Annotated in this window: 12 protein-coding genes; all 12 read left to right on the top strand. The window is 61.6% G+C overall.

What is annotated here, in order from left to right; all coding sequences use genetic code 11:
* Positions 1 to 59: 59 nt before the first annotated feature.
* Positions 60 to 1,115 (top strand): type VI secretion system protein TssA, encoded by a 1,056-nt coding sequence (gene tssA, locus FGF54_RS22775; RefSeq protein WP_125146544.1) that lies wholly within the window; start codon positions 60 to 62, stop codon positions 1,113 to 1,115.
* 67 nt (positions 1,116 to 1,182) lie between these two features.
* Positions 1,183 to 1,692, top strand: coding sequence for a type VI secretion system contractile sheath small subunit (gene tssB, locus FGF54_RS22770; protein ID WP_035263819.1), 510 nt, complete (start codon positions 1,183 to 1,185; stop codon positions 1,690 to 1,692).
* A 100-nt stretch (positions 1,693 to 1,792) separates the two neighbouring features.
* The gene (gene tssC, locus FGF54_RS22765) at positions 1,793 to 3,274 is read left to right on the top strand and encodes a type VI secretion system contractile sheath large subunit (protein ID WP_059761077.1); all 1,482 of its coding nucleotides are present in this window, start codon (positions 1,793 to 1,795) and stop codon (positions 3,272 to 3,274) included.
* 55 nt (positions 3,275 to 3,329) lie between these two features.
* On the top strand, positions 3,330 to 4,724 hold the full coding sequence (gene tssC, locus FGF54_RS22760; RefSeq protein ID WP_142781235.1) for a type VI secretion system contractile sheath large subunit: 1,395 nt from the start codon (positions 3,330 to 3,332) through the stop codon (positions 4,722 to 4,724).
* Positions 4,721 to 5,545 (top strand): type VI secretion system accessory protein TagJ, encoded by an 825-nt coding sequence (locus FGF54_RS22755; protein WP_142781234.1) that lies wholly within the window; start codon positions 4,721 to 4,723, stop codon positions 5,543 to 5,545. Before tssC (FGF54_RS22760) ends, FGF54_RS22755 begins: the two co-directional genes overlap by 4 nt.
* Positions 5,538 to 6,047, top strand: a complete 510-nt coding sequence (gene tssE, locus FGF54_RS22750; RefSeq protein ID WP_059761081.1) for a type VI secretion system baseplate subunit TssE — start codon at positions 5,538 to 5,540, stop codon at positions 6,045 to 6,047. Before FGF54_RS22755 ends, tssE begins: the two co-directional genes overlap by 8 nt.
* The gene (tssF, locus tag FGF54_RS22745) at positions 6,040 to 7,821 is read left to right on the top strand and encodes a type VI secretion system baseplate subunit TssF (protein ID WP_142781233.1); all 1,782 of its coding nucleotides are present in this window, start codon (positions 6,040 to 6,042) and stop codon (positions 7,819 to 7,821) included. The genes tssE and tssF overlap by 8 nt, the downstream gene beginning before the upstream one ends.
* 9 nt (positions 7,822 to 7,830) lie before the next feature.
* Positions 7,831 to 8,835 (top strand): type VI secretion system baseplate subunit TssG, encoded by a 1,005-nt coding sequence (gene tssG, locus FGF54_RS22740; protein ID WP_142781232.1) that lies wholly within the window; start codon positions 7,831 to 7,833, stop codon positions 8,833 to 8,835.
* 4 nt (positions 8,836 to 8,839) lie between these two features.
* Positions 8,840 to 10,045: an FHA domain-containing protein gene (locus FGF54_RS22735; protein WP_168208218.1), complete on the top strand. Its 1,206-nt coding sequence runs from the start codon at positions 8,840 to 8,842 to the stop codon at positions 10,043 to 10,045.
* Positions 10,035 to 11,375, top strand: coding sequence for a type VI secretion system baseplate subunit TssK (gene tssK, locus FGF54_RS22730; protein WP_078052839.1), 1,341 nt, complete (start codon positions 10,035 to 10,037; stop codon positions 11,373 to 11,375). The genes FGF54_RS22735 and tssK overlap by 11 nt, the downstream gene beginning before the upstream one ends.
* The gene (gene tssL / locus FGF54_RS22725; RefSeq protein WP_142781230.1) at positions 11,372 to 12,874 is read left to right on the top strand and encodes a type VI secretion system protein TssL, long form; all 1,503 of its coding nucleotides are present in this window, start codon (positions 11,372 to 11,374) and stop codon (positions 12,872 to 12,874) included. Before tssK ends, tssL begins: the two co-directional genes overlap by 4 nt.
* Positions 12,871 to 16,350: a type VI secretion system membrane subunit TssM gene (gene tssM, locus FGF54_RS22720; protein WP_142781229.1), complete on the top strand. Its 3,480-nt coding sequence runs from the start codon at positions 12,871 to 12,873 to the stop codon at positions 16,348 to 16,350. The genes tssL and tssM overlap by 4 nt, the downstream gene beginning before the upstream one ends.
* The last annotated feature ends 53 nt before the right edge of the window (positions 16,351 to 16,403 follow it).

Below are 16,403 nucleotides of genomic sequence, written 5' to 3'. Positions count from 1 at the left end.
TTACGTAAGGGAAGTAACTACAAAAAATCCATTACTATTTTCTGGGGGATAGACTGCTCTTGAACGCGCCGCATGTTAAAAGAGATATAGAATTTTTTGGAGATTGCGGAGAAAACATCCGCATCGATTCAAGAACGCGTGAAATATACTATAGAATTAAGGATGAAAGAAACCAGGCACGCACAGAAGAGCGCGCCGCGTCCCCACAGGATAACTTAAAGATCTCCAGTAGCTGGGACAGTGTCAGCAATCTTGGATTGCAGATTATATATTCCGAAAGCAAGGACATAGAAATATTGGCGTGGCTTGCCGAAGCAAGCCTGCGGCTGCGCGGCTTTCCTGGACTGCGAGAAATCTATGAGCTTTGTGGCGATCTTTTTTACAACCACTGGGACTCATTGCGCTCCATCAGCGATGATAATGATGAGGAAAAATTTGCACCTTTTGCGGGATTGAACGGCATCGGCACCGAGGGAACGCTTGTGCAGCCGCTCCGGCTTGCGCCGCTAATCCCCGGAGGGAAATTTGGAGAGCACAGCCTCTGGGATTTCCAGCTCGCGCAGCGACCGAACGAGAGCAAACGGCGCGAAGAACTGTATCGGCTGGCATCCGAAGCAGGCGTTGCCGCCATGTCTTCCCATCTGGCCGAGGTGAACGCCTGCCTCTCCAGCTTCGACGCCATCATGGCGGTTCTTTCCGAACGCTGCGGCCAGTCCGCGCCACCCAGCTCCAACATCCGCAACACGCTCATCGAAGCTGCTGCGGCCATCCGCACGCTGGGCGGGCGCGAGCAGGAACCGGCACCGGTCGAGCAGGCGGCAGCCGCGGTTCCTGGAACGAACGACAACGGGCAACCGGCGGTACGGACAGCCGCGACGTCACCGGAAGGCATATCATCGCGCGACGAAGCGTTTGAAACTCTTCTTTCGGTTGCGCGTTACTTTCGCCGAACCGAACCGCATTCGCCGATCTCTCTTTCCATCGAAACGCTGGTTCGCAGGGGACGCATGGATTTTTCCGAACTGCTGGCGGAGCTTCTGCCCGAAGCACAGGCCCGCAATGCAGTTCTGACGGCCGCCGGGATCAAGCCCGGCGGAGACAACAACGGAAAATAACGAGGCAAGGGACGGAGACGCCGTCCCGTAACAGTCAGCCATGCCAAGGGGCATCAAGGAGGTTGAAATGGCAAGTGTACACGAAAAGCTGGAACGGGTTCGCAAGCCCCGCGTCCACATCAAATACGAAGTCGAAACCGAAGGCGCGATGGTGGTCAAGGAACTGCCCTTCGTCGTCGGCGTTCTCGGCGATTTCTCGGGCAATCCGACCCAGCCGCTGAAGCCGTTCGGCGAGCGCAAGTTCGTTCAGATCGACCGCGACAATTTCGATGAGGTGATGCGCCGCATGACGCCTGGCCTCAACATTGCCGTTGCCAACACGCTGCAGAAAGACGGCACGGACATGCAGGTCAACCTGAAGTTCGAAAGCATGGACGATTTCGAACCCGGCGCCGTCGTGCAGCAGGTTCCCGCCCTGAAGGCGCTTCTGGACGCCCGCAACGAACTGCGCGACCTGCTTTCCAAGGCCGACCGTTCGGAAGATCTGGAGCGGATGCTGGAAGATATTCTGCAGAACAAGACCGATCTCGCAACGCTGGTTTCCGAACTCAAGGAAAAGAACGGCGCGAGCAAATAATCGCCTGTGCGGAGGAGAACCTCCCCGAACGGCCCCGATTGCGGGGCTTCAACTGTTCAAGCGGCATTTTTTTCGAAGCCGCATGTGGAAGGACTGAAACATGAGCGCTGAAAGCCTGCTGAAAAACGAAGCACAGGCAACGACCGCCGAAGATCAGGGACTGCTGTCCAAGGTGGTTGCCGCAACCCGCCAGACCGAACCGGACCGCGCGCAAAATCTTCTGCGCACGCTGACAGACCAGGCGCTGAAGGGAACGGTCAAATACGACCGCAACCTCACCGTCACCCTCAACCATGCGATTGCCGAACTGGATCGGACGATTTCCGAACAGCTCGCCGCCATCATGCAGGCGCCGGAATTCGCGAAGCTCGAAGGCACCTGGCGCGGGCTCAACTATCTCGTCAAGAATTCCGAGACGAGCGTCAACCTCAAAATCCGCGTCATGAACGCCGGTAAGCGGGAACTGGCGCGCGATCTGGAAAAGGCCGTGGAATTCGACCAGTCCCGCCTCTTCAAGGCGATCTACGAAGACGAATTCGGCACACCCGGCGGCGAGCCGCTTGGCGCGATCATCGGCGACTACGAATTCGACAATTCCTTCGATGACGTGCAGCTGCTGCAGGGCGTTTCGTCGATTGCGGCGGCGGCTTTCGCACCGTTCATCTCGGCGGCAAGCCCGCAGATGTTCGGCTTCGAGGATTATCGCGATCTCGCCCGTCCGCGCGATCTGGAGAAGATTTTCGATACGGTGGAATATGCCAAGTGGCGCAGCTTCCGCGAAAGCGACGATTCCCGTTTCGTGACCCTCGCTCTGCCGCGTGTTCTGGCGCGCATGCCCTATGGCCCGAAAACCAACCCGATCGACGATTTCGCCTATGACGAAACCAGGGGTGCGGTGAATGGCGACCTGCAGCATGACGAATATTGCTGGATGAACGCCGCCTATGTCATGGGAACGAAGCTGACCGACGCTTTTGCAAAGAGCGGCTGGTGCACCGCTATCCGCGGTGCGGAAAATGGCGGCCGGGTGGAAAATCTGCCCATGCACGTCTTCTCCAGCGATGACGGCGATCTCGATCTCAAATGCCCGACCGAAGTGGGCATTACCGACCGCCGCGACGCCGAACTCGGCAAGCTCGGCTTCCTGCCGCTCTGCCACTACAAGAACACGGATTATGCGGTGTTCTTCGGTGCCCAGACGGCGCACAAGCCGAAGCTTTACGACAAGCCGGAAGCCACGGCCAACGCCGCCGTTTCGGCCCGCCTGCCCTACATCATGGCCACGTCGCGCTTCGCGCATTATCTCAAAGTGATGGGCCGTGACAAGATCGGCTCCTTCATGGAAGCGTCGGATTGCGAAGTCTGGCTCAACCGCTGGATCGCCAACTACGTCAACGCCAATGACGAAGCGGGCGAAGAAAGCCGGGCGAAATATCCGCTGCGCGACGCCAAGGTGACCGTGCAGGAAGTGCCGGGCAAACCCGGCGCCTACAATGCGGTCGCATGGATGCGGCCCTGGTTGCAGATGGAAGAACTGACGACCTCGCTGCGCATGGTCGCCCGCATTCCGTCCAAGAACTGAACCCGGACCGGGGTGGTCCGCCACCCCGGCCCCGTTCTTCACCCGGAGCCCGCTCATGGCGCATCAGTCCTTTCCGGACGCCCGCATTTTCGCCGACCAGCTCATCGCCCTCATCGACGATGCGCTGACCGGCCAGGTGAACGCCATTCTCCATCACCCTGATTTTCAGGCGATGGAAGCGAGATGGCGCGGGCTTGCCATGGTCGTTCGCGAGGCTGGCCGCGGCGCCGACGTCAAGGTGAAGCTGCTGAATGCCAGCTGGCGCGATCTTGCCCGCAACACGGAACGCGCCACCGACTTCGACCAGAGCCATCTTTTCGAAGTCGTCTATAATCGCGAATTCGGCATGCCGGGCGGCGAGCCGGTCGGCCTGTTGATCGGCGACTACGCCTTTTCCCCTGACGATCTTCAGGGCGCCGATTCCATCACCACGCTGTCGCAGATCGGCATGGTGGCTGCGGCCGCCTTCTGCCCCTTCGTCGCGGCGGCTGCACCTTCCGCCGTCGGCCTGCAGGATTTCGCCGAACTCAGCCGGGTTCACGACTTTTCTTCGCTGAAGCAGGATAAATCGCGGCTGCGGTGGAATGCGCTGCGCGCACGCGACGATTCCCGCTTTGTCGGCCTTGTTGCGCCGCGCGTTTTGCTGCGCTCTCCCTACAGGCCCTATGCGCGCGGACGCGATGACGGATTTCCATTCCGCGAGCATGTGGCGGAAAGCGGTGAGACCCTGCTGTGGGGCAATGCCGCCTTTGCCTTTGCAACGGTGGTGGTGCGCAATTTCGTCGATTCCGGCTGGTTTGCGGATTTGCGCGGCGTGACGCAGGATGCCGTGGATGGCGGCATGCTCTCTTCCCGGCAATTGCCGCCGCTCGATCTCGGCATCGAGAGCAACGGCCTTTCCGCGCAGCCGCCCGTCGAGGTGCAGCTGACGACCGGACAGGAACAGCAATTTTCCGATCTCGGCATCGTGCCCGTCTCCACCACCTATCTCTCCGGCATGGCGATCTTCAACGCCAACCAGTCCCTGCATGCACCCGGCCATTATTCCAGCGAAGCGGCAAGACAGAACGCCCGCCTCGCGGCCATGCTGCAATATGTGCTGTGCGCCTCCCGGTTCTCGCATTACCTCAAGGTCATCATGCGCGACGATATCGGCCAGCTGAGCGACGCCTCGACGATAGAGCGCAAGCTGGAAGGCTGGCTTTCCTCCTACACGCTCGGCAATGACGATGCGGAAGCGGCGCTGCGCACGCGCTACCCGCTGCGCTCCGCCGGGATCAACGTCTTCGAGGTTCCCGGCAAGCCCGGAACATTCTCCTGCACCGTGCGCCTTCAGCCGCATTTCCAGCTCGATGACGTCTCCACGAGCTTCCACCTCATTGCCGAAACCATGATGCCGCCCGCCGCCGCATCCCGGTCTCAGGCCGAGCCGCAAAGGATACCCGCATGACGCTGCGCGACGATATTTCCCGCCTTCTCGACGATGACCGGCTGCAGGACGCGGTCGGGCTTGCGCGCGAACACGTCAAAACGAAGCCTACCGACAAGGATGGCCGCCATTTCTACATCGACCTGCTGGTCCTTGCCGGCGACTATGAGAAGGCCGATGCGCAATGCAATCTGGCCGCAACATTCTCGCCGCAGGAAAGCGTCGGCTTTTCTCTCTTTCGCCACCAGCTGCGCGCCATGGCCGCGCGCAATGCGTGGTTCGAAACCGGCGCGGTGCCGGATTTCCCCGGAGGTCCGTCCGAACTCGATCAGCTGGCCATCCGGGCGAATATCGCTGCACGCAGCGGCGATGCGGATGCCGCCAGAACCGCACTGGTTGAACTCGATGAAAAACGCGGCAATGTACCAATCGGCCGCAACGGCAAGAGCGCCGGCGATATTCGCGATCTGGACGACCGGATTCCGCATGCGCTGGAGGTGCTGACCAATGGCGGCCGCTACCTCTGGATCGATTACGGTCGCATAGAAAGCCTCGCCATCGACCCCATGAGCCGCCCGCGCGACCTCGCTTTCCGCGGGGCTGAGCTGACGTTACGCGACGGCGCGGTCGCATCCGTGCTGCTTCCGGCGATCTATCACGGTGCCAAGGACGATGTCGGCCTCCTTCTCGGCCGGGAAACCCGATGGAGCGAGGAAGACCAGCCTCTGGCAACCGGGCAGGGCCAGCGCTGCCTGCTGATTGGCGACGATGTGGTGCCATTCCACGAGATCGGTTCCCTTTCCGCCGCCTCCGACGATGAAAGGCAGATCGCCCGTGGTTGATCCGCTCGAGCAATATCGCGCGCGGCAGAGAACGCTGTCGCGCTCCGTTCTGGACCGGCTGCTCGATGACGCGCCGGATGCGGAAACGGATATGCTCGTCAGCCTGAAGGATCAGGCGCGTGAGATGCGCGAGGTGATCCGCCGCGATCTCGAGGCATTGCTCAATACCCGCCGTAACCCCGCCGGCCCGCCGGCGGCGCTGAAAGAGCTTACCGATGCGCTCGTGAGCTATGGTGTGGACGGTATTCTTTCGGCCAATCTGGTGACGGATGCCTCCAAGGCGCGGCTTGCACGCAGCATCGAACGTCGGATTTCCCTGTTCGAAACCCGCCTTGGCGATGTGCATGTGACGATCCTGAAAAACCGCACGGATGGCGACCGGGCGCTTCGCATGCGCATACAGGCAAGCTTCCGCCTTCAGGAAGGCATGCCGCCGATCAGCTTCGAATCCCGGATCGATCCGTCCACACAGCGTTTCCTGGTGGAGGCGACGAATGGCTGACGGCTTTCTCGAAAAATACAATGACGAGCTTTTCGCGCTCCGAAAACGTGCATCGCGTTTTGCGGCGGCGTTTCCGAAGATCGCCGGCAGGCTGCGCATGACGGGCGATGTCGCCGACGATCCGCATGTCGAGCGGTTGATCCAGAGCTTCGCCTATTCCGCCGCCCGTGTGCGCCAGAAGCTGGACGACGAGTTTCCCGAACTGTCGGACAGCCTCTTGGAAACGCTCTACCCGCATTATCTTGCGCCGATCCCGTCCATGAGCGTGGTTCAGTTCACCCCAAGCACGGCGCTCGCAACCGTGCAGACGCTTCCCCGGCACAGTGAAATCCTTGCCGAGCCGGTGGGTGGTGAAAGCTGCCGTTTTCGCACCACGCAGGCGGTGGAGATCGCGCCGCTGCAAATCGCAGCTGCAACGTTGTCCGGCCAGCCGATCGACGCACCTTTTTCGGCCTCGTTTACCGGCGCCGCCAGCTGCCTGCGGCTCTCGCTGCGCAGCACGGCGCCGCGCGGCGGCACTTTCCCGGAAATGGGCCTGACGAAGCTTCAGATTTTTCTGTCCGCCGCCTGGCAGCAGGCCACGGCGCTTTACGAGCTTTTGACCAATCATTGCGTGGGCATGGCGCTTGCGCGGCACGCCGAGGACAAGGAAGCCGTTTTCCTGCCCGCCGGCAATCTCACGCCATCGGGTTATACGCGCGATCAGGCCATGTTGCCCTATCCGGCCAACAGTTTTGACGGATACCGGCTTCTCACCGAATTCTTCGCGCTGCCGCAGAAATTTCTCTTTCTCGACATCGACGGGCTGGGCAGATGGAGCGGCGACGATTGCGAACTCTACATCTATCTGGATGCGGCGGACACGCAGCTTGAGCGCATGGTATCGGTCCGGGATTTCGTGCTGAACGCCTCGCCGGTCATCAACCTGTTCAAACAAAGCTGCGAACCGCTCAGCCTCGATGGCACGCGCACGGAATACCGGCTGCTGCCGGATGCACGGCGGCAGAGGACCCGCGAAATCTATGCCGTCGAAAACGTTCAACTGACCAGCCGTTCCGGGCAGACCGAAAAGACCTCTCCGTTCTTCGGCCGCACCCAGCGTAACAACGGTGCAAACGTGTTCTGGCAGATACAGCGCCGTTTCGATGACGACGGTTCTTCCGATACGGACATCGCCTTCGTGGATCAGAAGCGCGGACCGCTTGGACCGCTCGACATGGTGGCGAGCATCGATACGCTGTGCGTCAATCGCGAGCTGCCAAGCCAGCTTCCCTTTGGCGGCGGCCACCCCTTCCTGCAGCTTTCGACCGGTAACGAGGCTATAAAATCCATCCATGCGCTGATGCCGCCGACGGCGGCGATCCGCGTCAACGAGCGCTCCGCGCGTGAATGGCGGCTGATCTCGCATCTCCTCCTCAACCATCTCTCCCTCACCGACAGCGGCGGCGCACCGCTGAAGGACATTCTGTCGCTCTATTCCTTCAGGGACAGCCCGGAGACCCGGCAGCTCGTGGAGGCGATCAGCAATGTCGAGGCGCAGAATTCCCATGCCCGGATAGGATCGGCCATGGTGCCGGGAACGGATATCACCGTGGAGTTCGACCCCGCGCTGATCGCGCGGCCTGCCGCATTTGTTTTCGCCAGTGTCCTCAATCATTTCTTCGGGCTTTACACCTCGATCAACAGTTTCACACGGCTGACGGCGACGATGCGCGGCCACTCCAAACCGATCGCCCGCTGGCCAGCCCGCGCGGCAGACCGGCCGCTGCTCTAGGAGACCGGGATGGAACAGCAAACGCCAACCATGAAAGACCGGCAGGCGGCGCTTCTCAGCGACGATCCCGGCCGTTTTGAGCCCGCCACCGCGTTTCGCGTCGCCCAGCTCATTTCGGCGGATGACGGGATTGTCGTCGGCGCCCATGGCGGAACACAGCCGACCCCGCTGGCGATCAGCGGTTTCAACCGCAAACGCGGCCAGGCCGAACTGAAATCCGCCTTCGCGCCCATTGTCGGGCCGCTCGGTTCGCTGCCGCCGGCCTATGGCGAGTTGTTGCAGCGGGAAGAACGCAATCGCTCCGGTGCGCTGGCAAGCTTCTTCAATCTGTTCGCGGCAAGGTTCAGCGAACTGTTCGTATCCGCAACGGAAAAATACCGCCTCGCGAGGGGATTGCGCTGGTCGGCCGAGCAGCGGGAGAACGGTTTCCGCAAAACCCTGCTTGCACTCACCGGGTTCCGCACAGCCGGTCTGGTGGAAAAGGCAGGCGTGAGCGAAGATGCGCTCCTGCGTTTCAGCGGCCTTCTGGCCGGCCGCAACCGCAATGTTTCGGCCCTGACCTCCATGCTTTGCGAATTCACGGGACTTCCGGTGAATGTCGAACAGTTTCGCCGGCGATGGGTGGCTTTGCCGCTTCACGAACAAAGCCAGCTCGGACAGGCATCCGGGCTGAGGCTCGGACAGAACACGACGGCGGGAAGCGCTGTCGAAGATATGAGCGGCGGCTTCCGGATCGTGATCGGTCCCGTTGCCTATGCGGATTATCTGGCCCTGACGCCCGGATCGAAGCGGCTTGCGGAGATATTTTCGCTGACACGCCTGTTCGTCGGAAGCGCATTGCATTTCGATGTGCAGGTGATCCTGAAAAAGGAGGACATTCCCTTTTGCCGCCTCGGCCAGTCCGATGCCCCCGCCCGCCTCGGCTGGAATAGCTGGGCTCGCGTGGCGCCCGCAGAAAAAGACAGCGCCGATGCTGTGGTGACCGAGCGCGAAGGCTCGGCGATTTCCGCGTGAGGGCATGGATATGAAGCTTGCACTCAAGGACACACGAAATATCGGAGCCGCAAGAGCCAGTCAGTGGAGCTTCGAGCGCGGCCGCCGCGTCATCGGCCGGTCTCGCGATTGCGACTGGCAGATCGATGACAATGAGCGGCGCGTTTCCAAACTGCACTGCACGCTGAGCCGCGATGGCGAAGGTTTTACGATCCTTGACCAGAGCGCGAACGGCACGCTGGTCGATGGCCGCCTGCTGCTGGAAGGCGAAAGCACGCGTCTCCGCGACGGTTCGCAAATCAACATTGGCGGGCAGGTTTTTCAGGTCGCCATCAGCGGCGATGCCGAGCTGGATTTTTCCGATCCCGACGCATCCCTGCGCATGAGTGACGAGCCGCTGACCATTTCGGCGATCCTTGCCGACATCGCCCCGAATGGCCGTTCGGCCGGCGGCGTGATGGGCAACACCGCCTCCGCCGACGACTGGTCCGAAACATGGCGCGAGGGCGCGAAGCGGAAGGCGAAATCCATTTCGCGAAATGTCGAGATCGGCTGGAGCGAACCGCCCGCGGCGCGCGGAATAGGTGCCGTTCTGCCTGATAATTGGGACGAGGAGCCGGTTGCAAGCAGCGAGCACGAACATACCGACGCACTGAACACGCCGGTCATGATCTCGCGTCCGGTTTCGCCCTCAGGTAACGAGGATTTTGACAGCGTTTTCCCGGAAGCAGGCGAAGACCTGGCCCTGGAGGGCGCATTAACTGCTGACGCTTCGACCGCGCAGGAGATCGGCGATCTTCTGACCGCGCTGGAGCAGGAAAGCGCCGATTGTCTGGCCATTCTCGACATTGAAGGCGAGCGCGCCGGCCACGGTTCGTCAGCCTCCCTGAGCGAGCGGATGGAAACGCTCATCCGCCAGCAGCGGCGGCTCGCCGCCTCGCTTGAAACCCTGATCCACGGCTGCACGCAAAAACTCGAGCCGAGGCTGCTCGAAGCCTCCGTCGATGCCGGTAACGATCTTCGTGCCAAAATCGAGCGCCGCGACTGGCAGGGGCTGATCATGAAGACCGATTATTGGTCCACTTACAAAAAGCAATTTGAGGAAAACGGCCGTCCATTGCCGGTCAGGCAGTTCCTGCAGCGGGCAGCGCGCGGTGAAGCCGCGCCCACGCAGGAACCTGACGCGATAACGGCCGATGCAAAGGGGGTAAACAACCACGATGAGACATGAGAACCGTGTTGCCTGGAGCGAGGGCATGTTTCTTCGCGTTCAGCATTTTCAGCAATCCGACCGCTGGACCGAACGGCTGGTGCGCAACACCACGCGCAACCTCTCGCCTTACCCGTGGGGCATCGCCGAAATCGGCGTGGACCGCAGCGCGCTATCGATAGGGCAATTTGCCCTGTCGAACCTGCGCGGCGTTCTTCCCGATGGAACGCCTTTCGAGGCGCCGGAGGATTCCGACCTGCCGCCGCCGCTCGATCTCGACGAAAGCGTCAAGAACGCCGTTATCTATCTCGCCCTGCCCGCCCGGCAGCCGGGCAAGGCGGACATGTCCGCCAGCGGCCGCAACGATGCGAACAATGTGCGCTTCACCGCCTCCAGCTATGAGGTCTCCGACACGAATATCGAGACGGATTTCGTGGCCCCCATCGATGTCGGCCGTCTCAGCCTGAAATTCCTGAAAACCGGCGACGATCTTTCCGGTTACGATCTCATCGGTCTTGCAAGGGTCATCGAGGTCCGCTCAGACCGCGCGGTCATTCTGGACCCGGATTTCATCCCTCCGAGCCTCAGCTGCGCGGCGGCGCCCCGCCTCAACGAATTGCTGACGGAGCTTCTGGGGATCGTGCGCCACCGCGCCCAGGCGATTGCCGAACGCATCGGCGATCCGACGATCAGGGGAACGGCGGAAGTGGGCGATTATTTCCTGCTGCAAATCCTCAACCGGGCCGATCCGCTGCTGGCGCATCGCTGCGCCAACGCCACGCGTTTTCACCCCATCCGGTTTTACGAAGACTGCATCCAGCTTGCTGGCGAGCTTGCAACCTTCACCACGGACAAAAAGCGGGCGACGGATTTCCCGCCCTATCGGCACGAGGACTTGAAAGCCACCTTCGCGGCAGTTTTCGACGATCTGCGCACATCGCTGTCAGCGGTCCTGGAACAGGCGGCCGTTGCGATCGAGCTGGTGGAGCGCCGCCACGGCGTCCGCGTCGGCACCATCCACGACCGCACGCTGCTGCGCGATGCCGGCTTCGTGCTTGCGGTGCGCGCGGATATGGCCGCCGAAGACATTCGCCGCCGCCTGCCGGCACAGATCAAGGTTGGGCCGGTGGAGCGGATTTCCGAACTGGTCAACGTGGCGCTGCCGGGCATTCCCGTGCGCTCCCTGCCGGTCCTGCCGCGGCAATTGCCCTATCGGTCCGGCACCGTCTATTTCGAGATCGACACACAATCACCCCTCTGGAAGCAGCTTGAGACCTCCGGCGCGATTGCCCTGCATCTGGCGGGCGAGTTCCCCGGGCTTGAGATGGAAATGTGGGCGTTACGCGAATGAGCAAGGAAAACCCCTCTTCCTGGCAGGATTTGCCAACGGTGGTCGAAATCACCGAGGAAAGCCGCAGACGCAACCAGAATGCCCGCAACATGGCGGCGGTCCTCGAAGACATTGTCGAGACCGACGGGCCGGCCGGGCGACCGAAGGCAAGCGCGGCCGCCATGCCGGTCGATCAGCTGCTCTCCGGTTTCCATTTCGGCGGCGGCGATGTGCCGACGCTCGTGCAATCGGCCGCTCCCCTCCTCAACCTCGCGCATCTCCTGCGCTTCAGCGATGCGGAGCCGGATCCCGATCAGCTTCGCCGCGCCTGCATTGAGGCGATCACCCGCTATGAGCGCGATCTCGCTTCCGCCCGCATCAGCCCCGAGCGGGCAAGAGCGGCGCATTATGTCGTCTGCGCCACGGTGGATGATGTGGTTCTGAGCAAACCCTGGGGCGTGCGGGCAGGCTGGGCGCGCTCCGGCCTTGTCTCCACCTTCCACAACGACGTCACCGGCGGCGACCGGGTTTTCGACATTCTCGACCATTTCCATCAGTCGCCCGGCGCCAGCAAGGATCTGCTGCTGCTGATCTATCTGTGCCTGTCGCTGGCTTTCGAAGGGCGCACCCGCGTTTCACCAAAGGGTGCGCTAGAGCTTTCGCGCATCCGCGACAGCCTCTACAAGACGCTGATAGGCCAATACGGCACCTTCGAACGGGAGCTTTCGCCACACTGGAAAGGCGTGGAAGCCCGTCATACGCCATTGCGCACGATGGCCGCGCTGTGGACCCTGCTGTCCCTGATGGCGCTTGCCTTCGCGCTTGGTTATCTCTTCTTCACGCTGTCGCTCAACGACGCATCCGATGTCACTTTCGAGAAGCTCGCTCATCTGCCGCCGAACGAGACGCCGAGCGTGCTGATCGCAAGCCCGCCTCAGCCACCCGCACAGGTCGAAACGCCCAAGGTCGTGGAACCGCCGAAGACGGTGGAGCCACGGCAACCCTCCCGGCTTGAAAAGCTGATGGCCTTCCTTCAGCCGGAAGTCGAAAAGAAGCTGGTCACGCTGGCGGATGTAAACGGGCGGCTGCGCATTCGCATCAACAATTCGGGCCTGTTCTCCACCGGCAGCGCCGATGTCAGCCCGCAGTTCCGCGATCTCATCCAGCGTATCGGCGGCGCGCTTGCGGCTGAGAAATTCCGCGCCGTCGTCATCGGCTATACCGATACCGTGCCGATCAAGACGGTGGAATTTCCGTCCAACTGGCACCTTTCCGAAGCCCGCGCCAAGGCGGTCGGGGACATTCTTTCACAATTCACCGGCCCGGAAGCGATCCTGACGGAAGGCCGTGCCGACAGCGACCCGATCGCCGACAACAAAACGGAGGAAGGCCGCCAGATCAACCGCAGAACGGAAATCATGGTCCTGACCAATCCCGATGAAAAACTGAGCGACGCCGGCATTCTCTCGCCGACCATAGAGAACAGTTCGGGACAGCAGCCGCAAGAGGCACAGCCATGAATCCATTGAGCTATTTTTATACGATCCGATCCTATGTCGAGAGCTATGCCGCTCTCATCGGCCGCCGTTTCCTGTCGCTGTTATGGGTAGTCGCGCTCTGCATCGTCATCTGGTTTTACGGCTATCTTGTCGCGCTGGGCGATTTCAAGCCATTGGGAACGACGCAGGCCCGGCTCATCGCCATCGGCATCGTTCTCGCCATCTGGCTGATTTATATCGCCGTCACCATTTATCGCGGCCGCAAGCAGGACAAGGAACTCGTCGACAGTATCGAGCGCGAGGCTCTGGCCAACCGCCAGGCCGAAGTCGGCGAAATCCAGATGCGTCTCAAGGAAGCGCTGGCGCTGCTGCGGCGGGTCACGAAAAAGCGTTTTGGTTATATTTACGACCTTCCCTGGTACGTGATCTTCGGCGCACCCGGCTCCGGCAAGACGACGGCGCTCACCAATTCCGGCCTGCAATTTCCGCTTGGCGATGCGCTCGGCGAAAACGCGGTAAAGGGCATCGGCGGCACGCGCAACTGCAACTGGTGGTTCGCCGACGAGGCGATATTGATCGACACCGCCGGCCGTTACACCACACAGGACGACCTCGATGGCTCATCCAAAGCCGGCTGGGAAGGTTTCCTCGGCCTTCTGAGACGCTATCGCCGGTCGCAGCCGATCAATGGCGCATTGGTGACATTGTCCATCCCTGATCTTCTCACCCGCGATCCCGAGGAACAACGGCAGGAACTGCGCTCCATCCGCCAGCGGCTTTCGGAACTGGACGAATATCTGCATGCCCGCGTTCCCGTCTATATCGTGCTGACCAAGGCCGATCTGCTGCATGGTTTCGTCGAATTCTTCGATGGTTTCAACAAGACCGATCGCCAGCAGGTGTGGGGCACCACCTTCAAGCTGGATGAGAGCTATACCGCCGAAAACTTGCCGCAACGCCTGTCGGAAGAGTTCGAACTGCTGCAACAGCGGGTCGATGCAATGCTGATCGAGCGCCTGCAGCAGGAGCAGAATGCCGAGACGCGCGGGCGTATCTTCCGCTTCCCTGCCGAACTTGCGCGGTTGAAAGACCGGCTCCATGAGGCCCTGACCGAACTTTGCGCACGGTCTCCGCTGATCGAAGCCCCGCTTTTGCGGGGCGTTTATCTCGCTTCGGGAACGCAGCCGGAAACGGAAAGGTCTCCCGCAGCGGCCAGAACCCGCCGAAGCTACTTCCTGTCGCGGCTGTTCAAGGATGTCATCTTCCCCGAAGCCGCGCTGGTGATGCGCGACAAGCGCCTTTCCGGACGGCAATTGCTGGTGCGGCGCATCGCCTATGGTGTTTCGGCCGCTGCGGTCGCCATCGTCTTCACCGGCTGGATTTTCACCTATTTCGCCAATACGCAGGCGCTTGCCGAAGCGGATCGCAGACTTGGCGCTTATGAACAGCTCGTTCAGGGCATTCCCGTGCGCGATGTTTCCGACGCCGATTTTCTCCGCATCCTTCCGGCGCTCGACAATCTGCGCGACGTCAATTCCGGCTTTGCCCACGAGAGAGTGTGGAACGTCAGCTTCGGGCTCGATCAGGAAGACAAGATCGCGGGACGGCAGCGTGACGCCTATCAGCGCGCGCTCAATGCCCTGCTCCTGCCGCGCATGATCGTGCAGCTCCAGAAACAGCTCAAGGACGAAAAGGATGTCACGCGCACCTTCAATTCGCTGAAGCTCTATGGAATGCTTGGCGGCATGGGTGCGCTGGACCCCGATTTCCTGACCGTGCAGACGCACCAGATGTTCGCATCCCTCTATCCCGGCGATGGAAGGGCGGCGGCGAGACAAGCGCTCGACCGGCATGCGAAAGCGCTGGCGGACGGCGTGCTCGCCCCGATTGAGCTAGACGCACGGCTCATCGCCACTGCCCGTGAAACCATCCGCAACCAGGCTGTCGGCACGCGCGCCTATGATATTCTCGCCGGTCTTCCGCAGGCGCGGGAACTGATGGAATGGACACCCGCCACGGCCTTCGGCCCGCTGGGAGAGCGCGCCTTCGAGCGGCGCAGCAAAGCGCCGATGGCGGAAGGCATCGAAGGTCTTTTCACGGCGGAGGGATATCGCAGCGTCGTCATCCCGCAGGTCGCCCATGCGGCGCGCATCGCACTTTCCGAAGGATGGGTACGCGGTTCCGATGATGCACTCCGTGGCGCAACCGTCGAGCAGGTGGCGCAGGCCGCGCTGCAAATCTATTTCGACCGTTTCGAGAAAAAATGGGCCGATACGCTGGCCGACCTTCGGGTCAAGCCGTCCCAGACCCTTGGCGACGCGGTGGAAACAACCCGTGCGCTTGCCAATGAACGCAATATCGTGGTGGAGGCTGCCAGATCGATCGCGGAGGCGACCGATCTGCGCCCCGGAGCAAACCCCGCCGCCCTCGCCTCCGCCGCTGAAGGCGACGCGACCGCGGCCGTTCTGGCCGCCACGGTGAACGCGGCCGATCCCTATGCGAGACTGCGCGACATGCTGGCGGCGAAAGGCGCGGCCACAACGGGCGAGCAGGCCAATGGCGGCAAGGCCGGAGGCTCGCCATCGGAACAGTTGCTCGCGCATTTCAAGATGCTGAACGAGCAGCTTGCCCGCTCGGCGACCACCTCCGACGAGGTCGCCAAGGTGTTCGACGTGGACAGCCAGCTCACCAAGGCCAATCAGGATCTGTTGCAGCAGGCCCGTGAATTGCCGGCGCCCCTCGATGTGTGGGTGGCGGGCGTGGCGGCGGATGTCGGATCGCTTGCGGTCAAATCCGCCCGCAGCCGCATTGCCGAACTCTGGGCGGCCGATGCGGCATCGCTGTGCTCTTCCATCGTGACCGGGCGTTATCCTTTCGACAGGTCATCTTCCCGGGATGTCGCCATCGCGGATTTCACCCGTCTCTTCGGGCCGACCGGGATTTTCCAGTCCTTCTTCAAACAGCGAATGGAAGCCTTTGTCGACAAGACGACCAACCCCTGGAGCTGGAAAGGCACTTTCGGCGCCGCCGGCATTCCAAGCAGCGCCGTCGCCCAGTTCGAAAATGCCGACAAGATTTCGCGCGCCTTTTTCCCGAATGGCAGCGAGACGCCGGCGGTGTCGATCAATGTCAAACCCGTTTCGCTCACCAATGCCTCCAGCGCGGTGATGCTGGAAATCGAAGGCGAGCGGGTGGTTTATTATCACGGCCCCATTCAGGCGAAATCGATCACCTGGCCGTCGCGTGAAAACACGGCGAGCCTGTCGCGCATCGCCTTCCAGCCGGGCGGCTGGCAGCAGGCGAAAACCGAAAACGGCGACTGGTCGCCATTCCGGCTGTTCGACGGCGCCGATATCGAAAACCAGTCGGGTGACCTGCTGCGGGTGCGATTTGCGAATGGCGCTCAGGCTGCCGAATTCGATATCCAGTTCGGCTCGGTTCTCAACCCGTTCAGGCTGGACGCCATCGCCGGCTTTGCCTGCCCCGCGCAATTTTAGCGGCGGGGCGGCGCACCGTTTTTTAAGGAGGGGATCTATGATGAAAGCAACGA

This window comes from Agrobacterium sp. T29, from assembly GCF_006970545.1.
GTDB classification, from domain to species: domain Bacteria; phylum Pseudomonadota; class Alphaproteobacteria; order Rhizobiales; family Rhizobiaceae; genus Agrobacterium; species Agrobacterium leguminum.
This window is presented reverse-complemented; position numbering and strand designations above follow the sequence as displayed.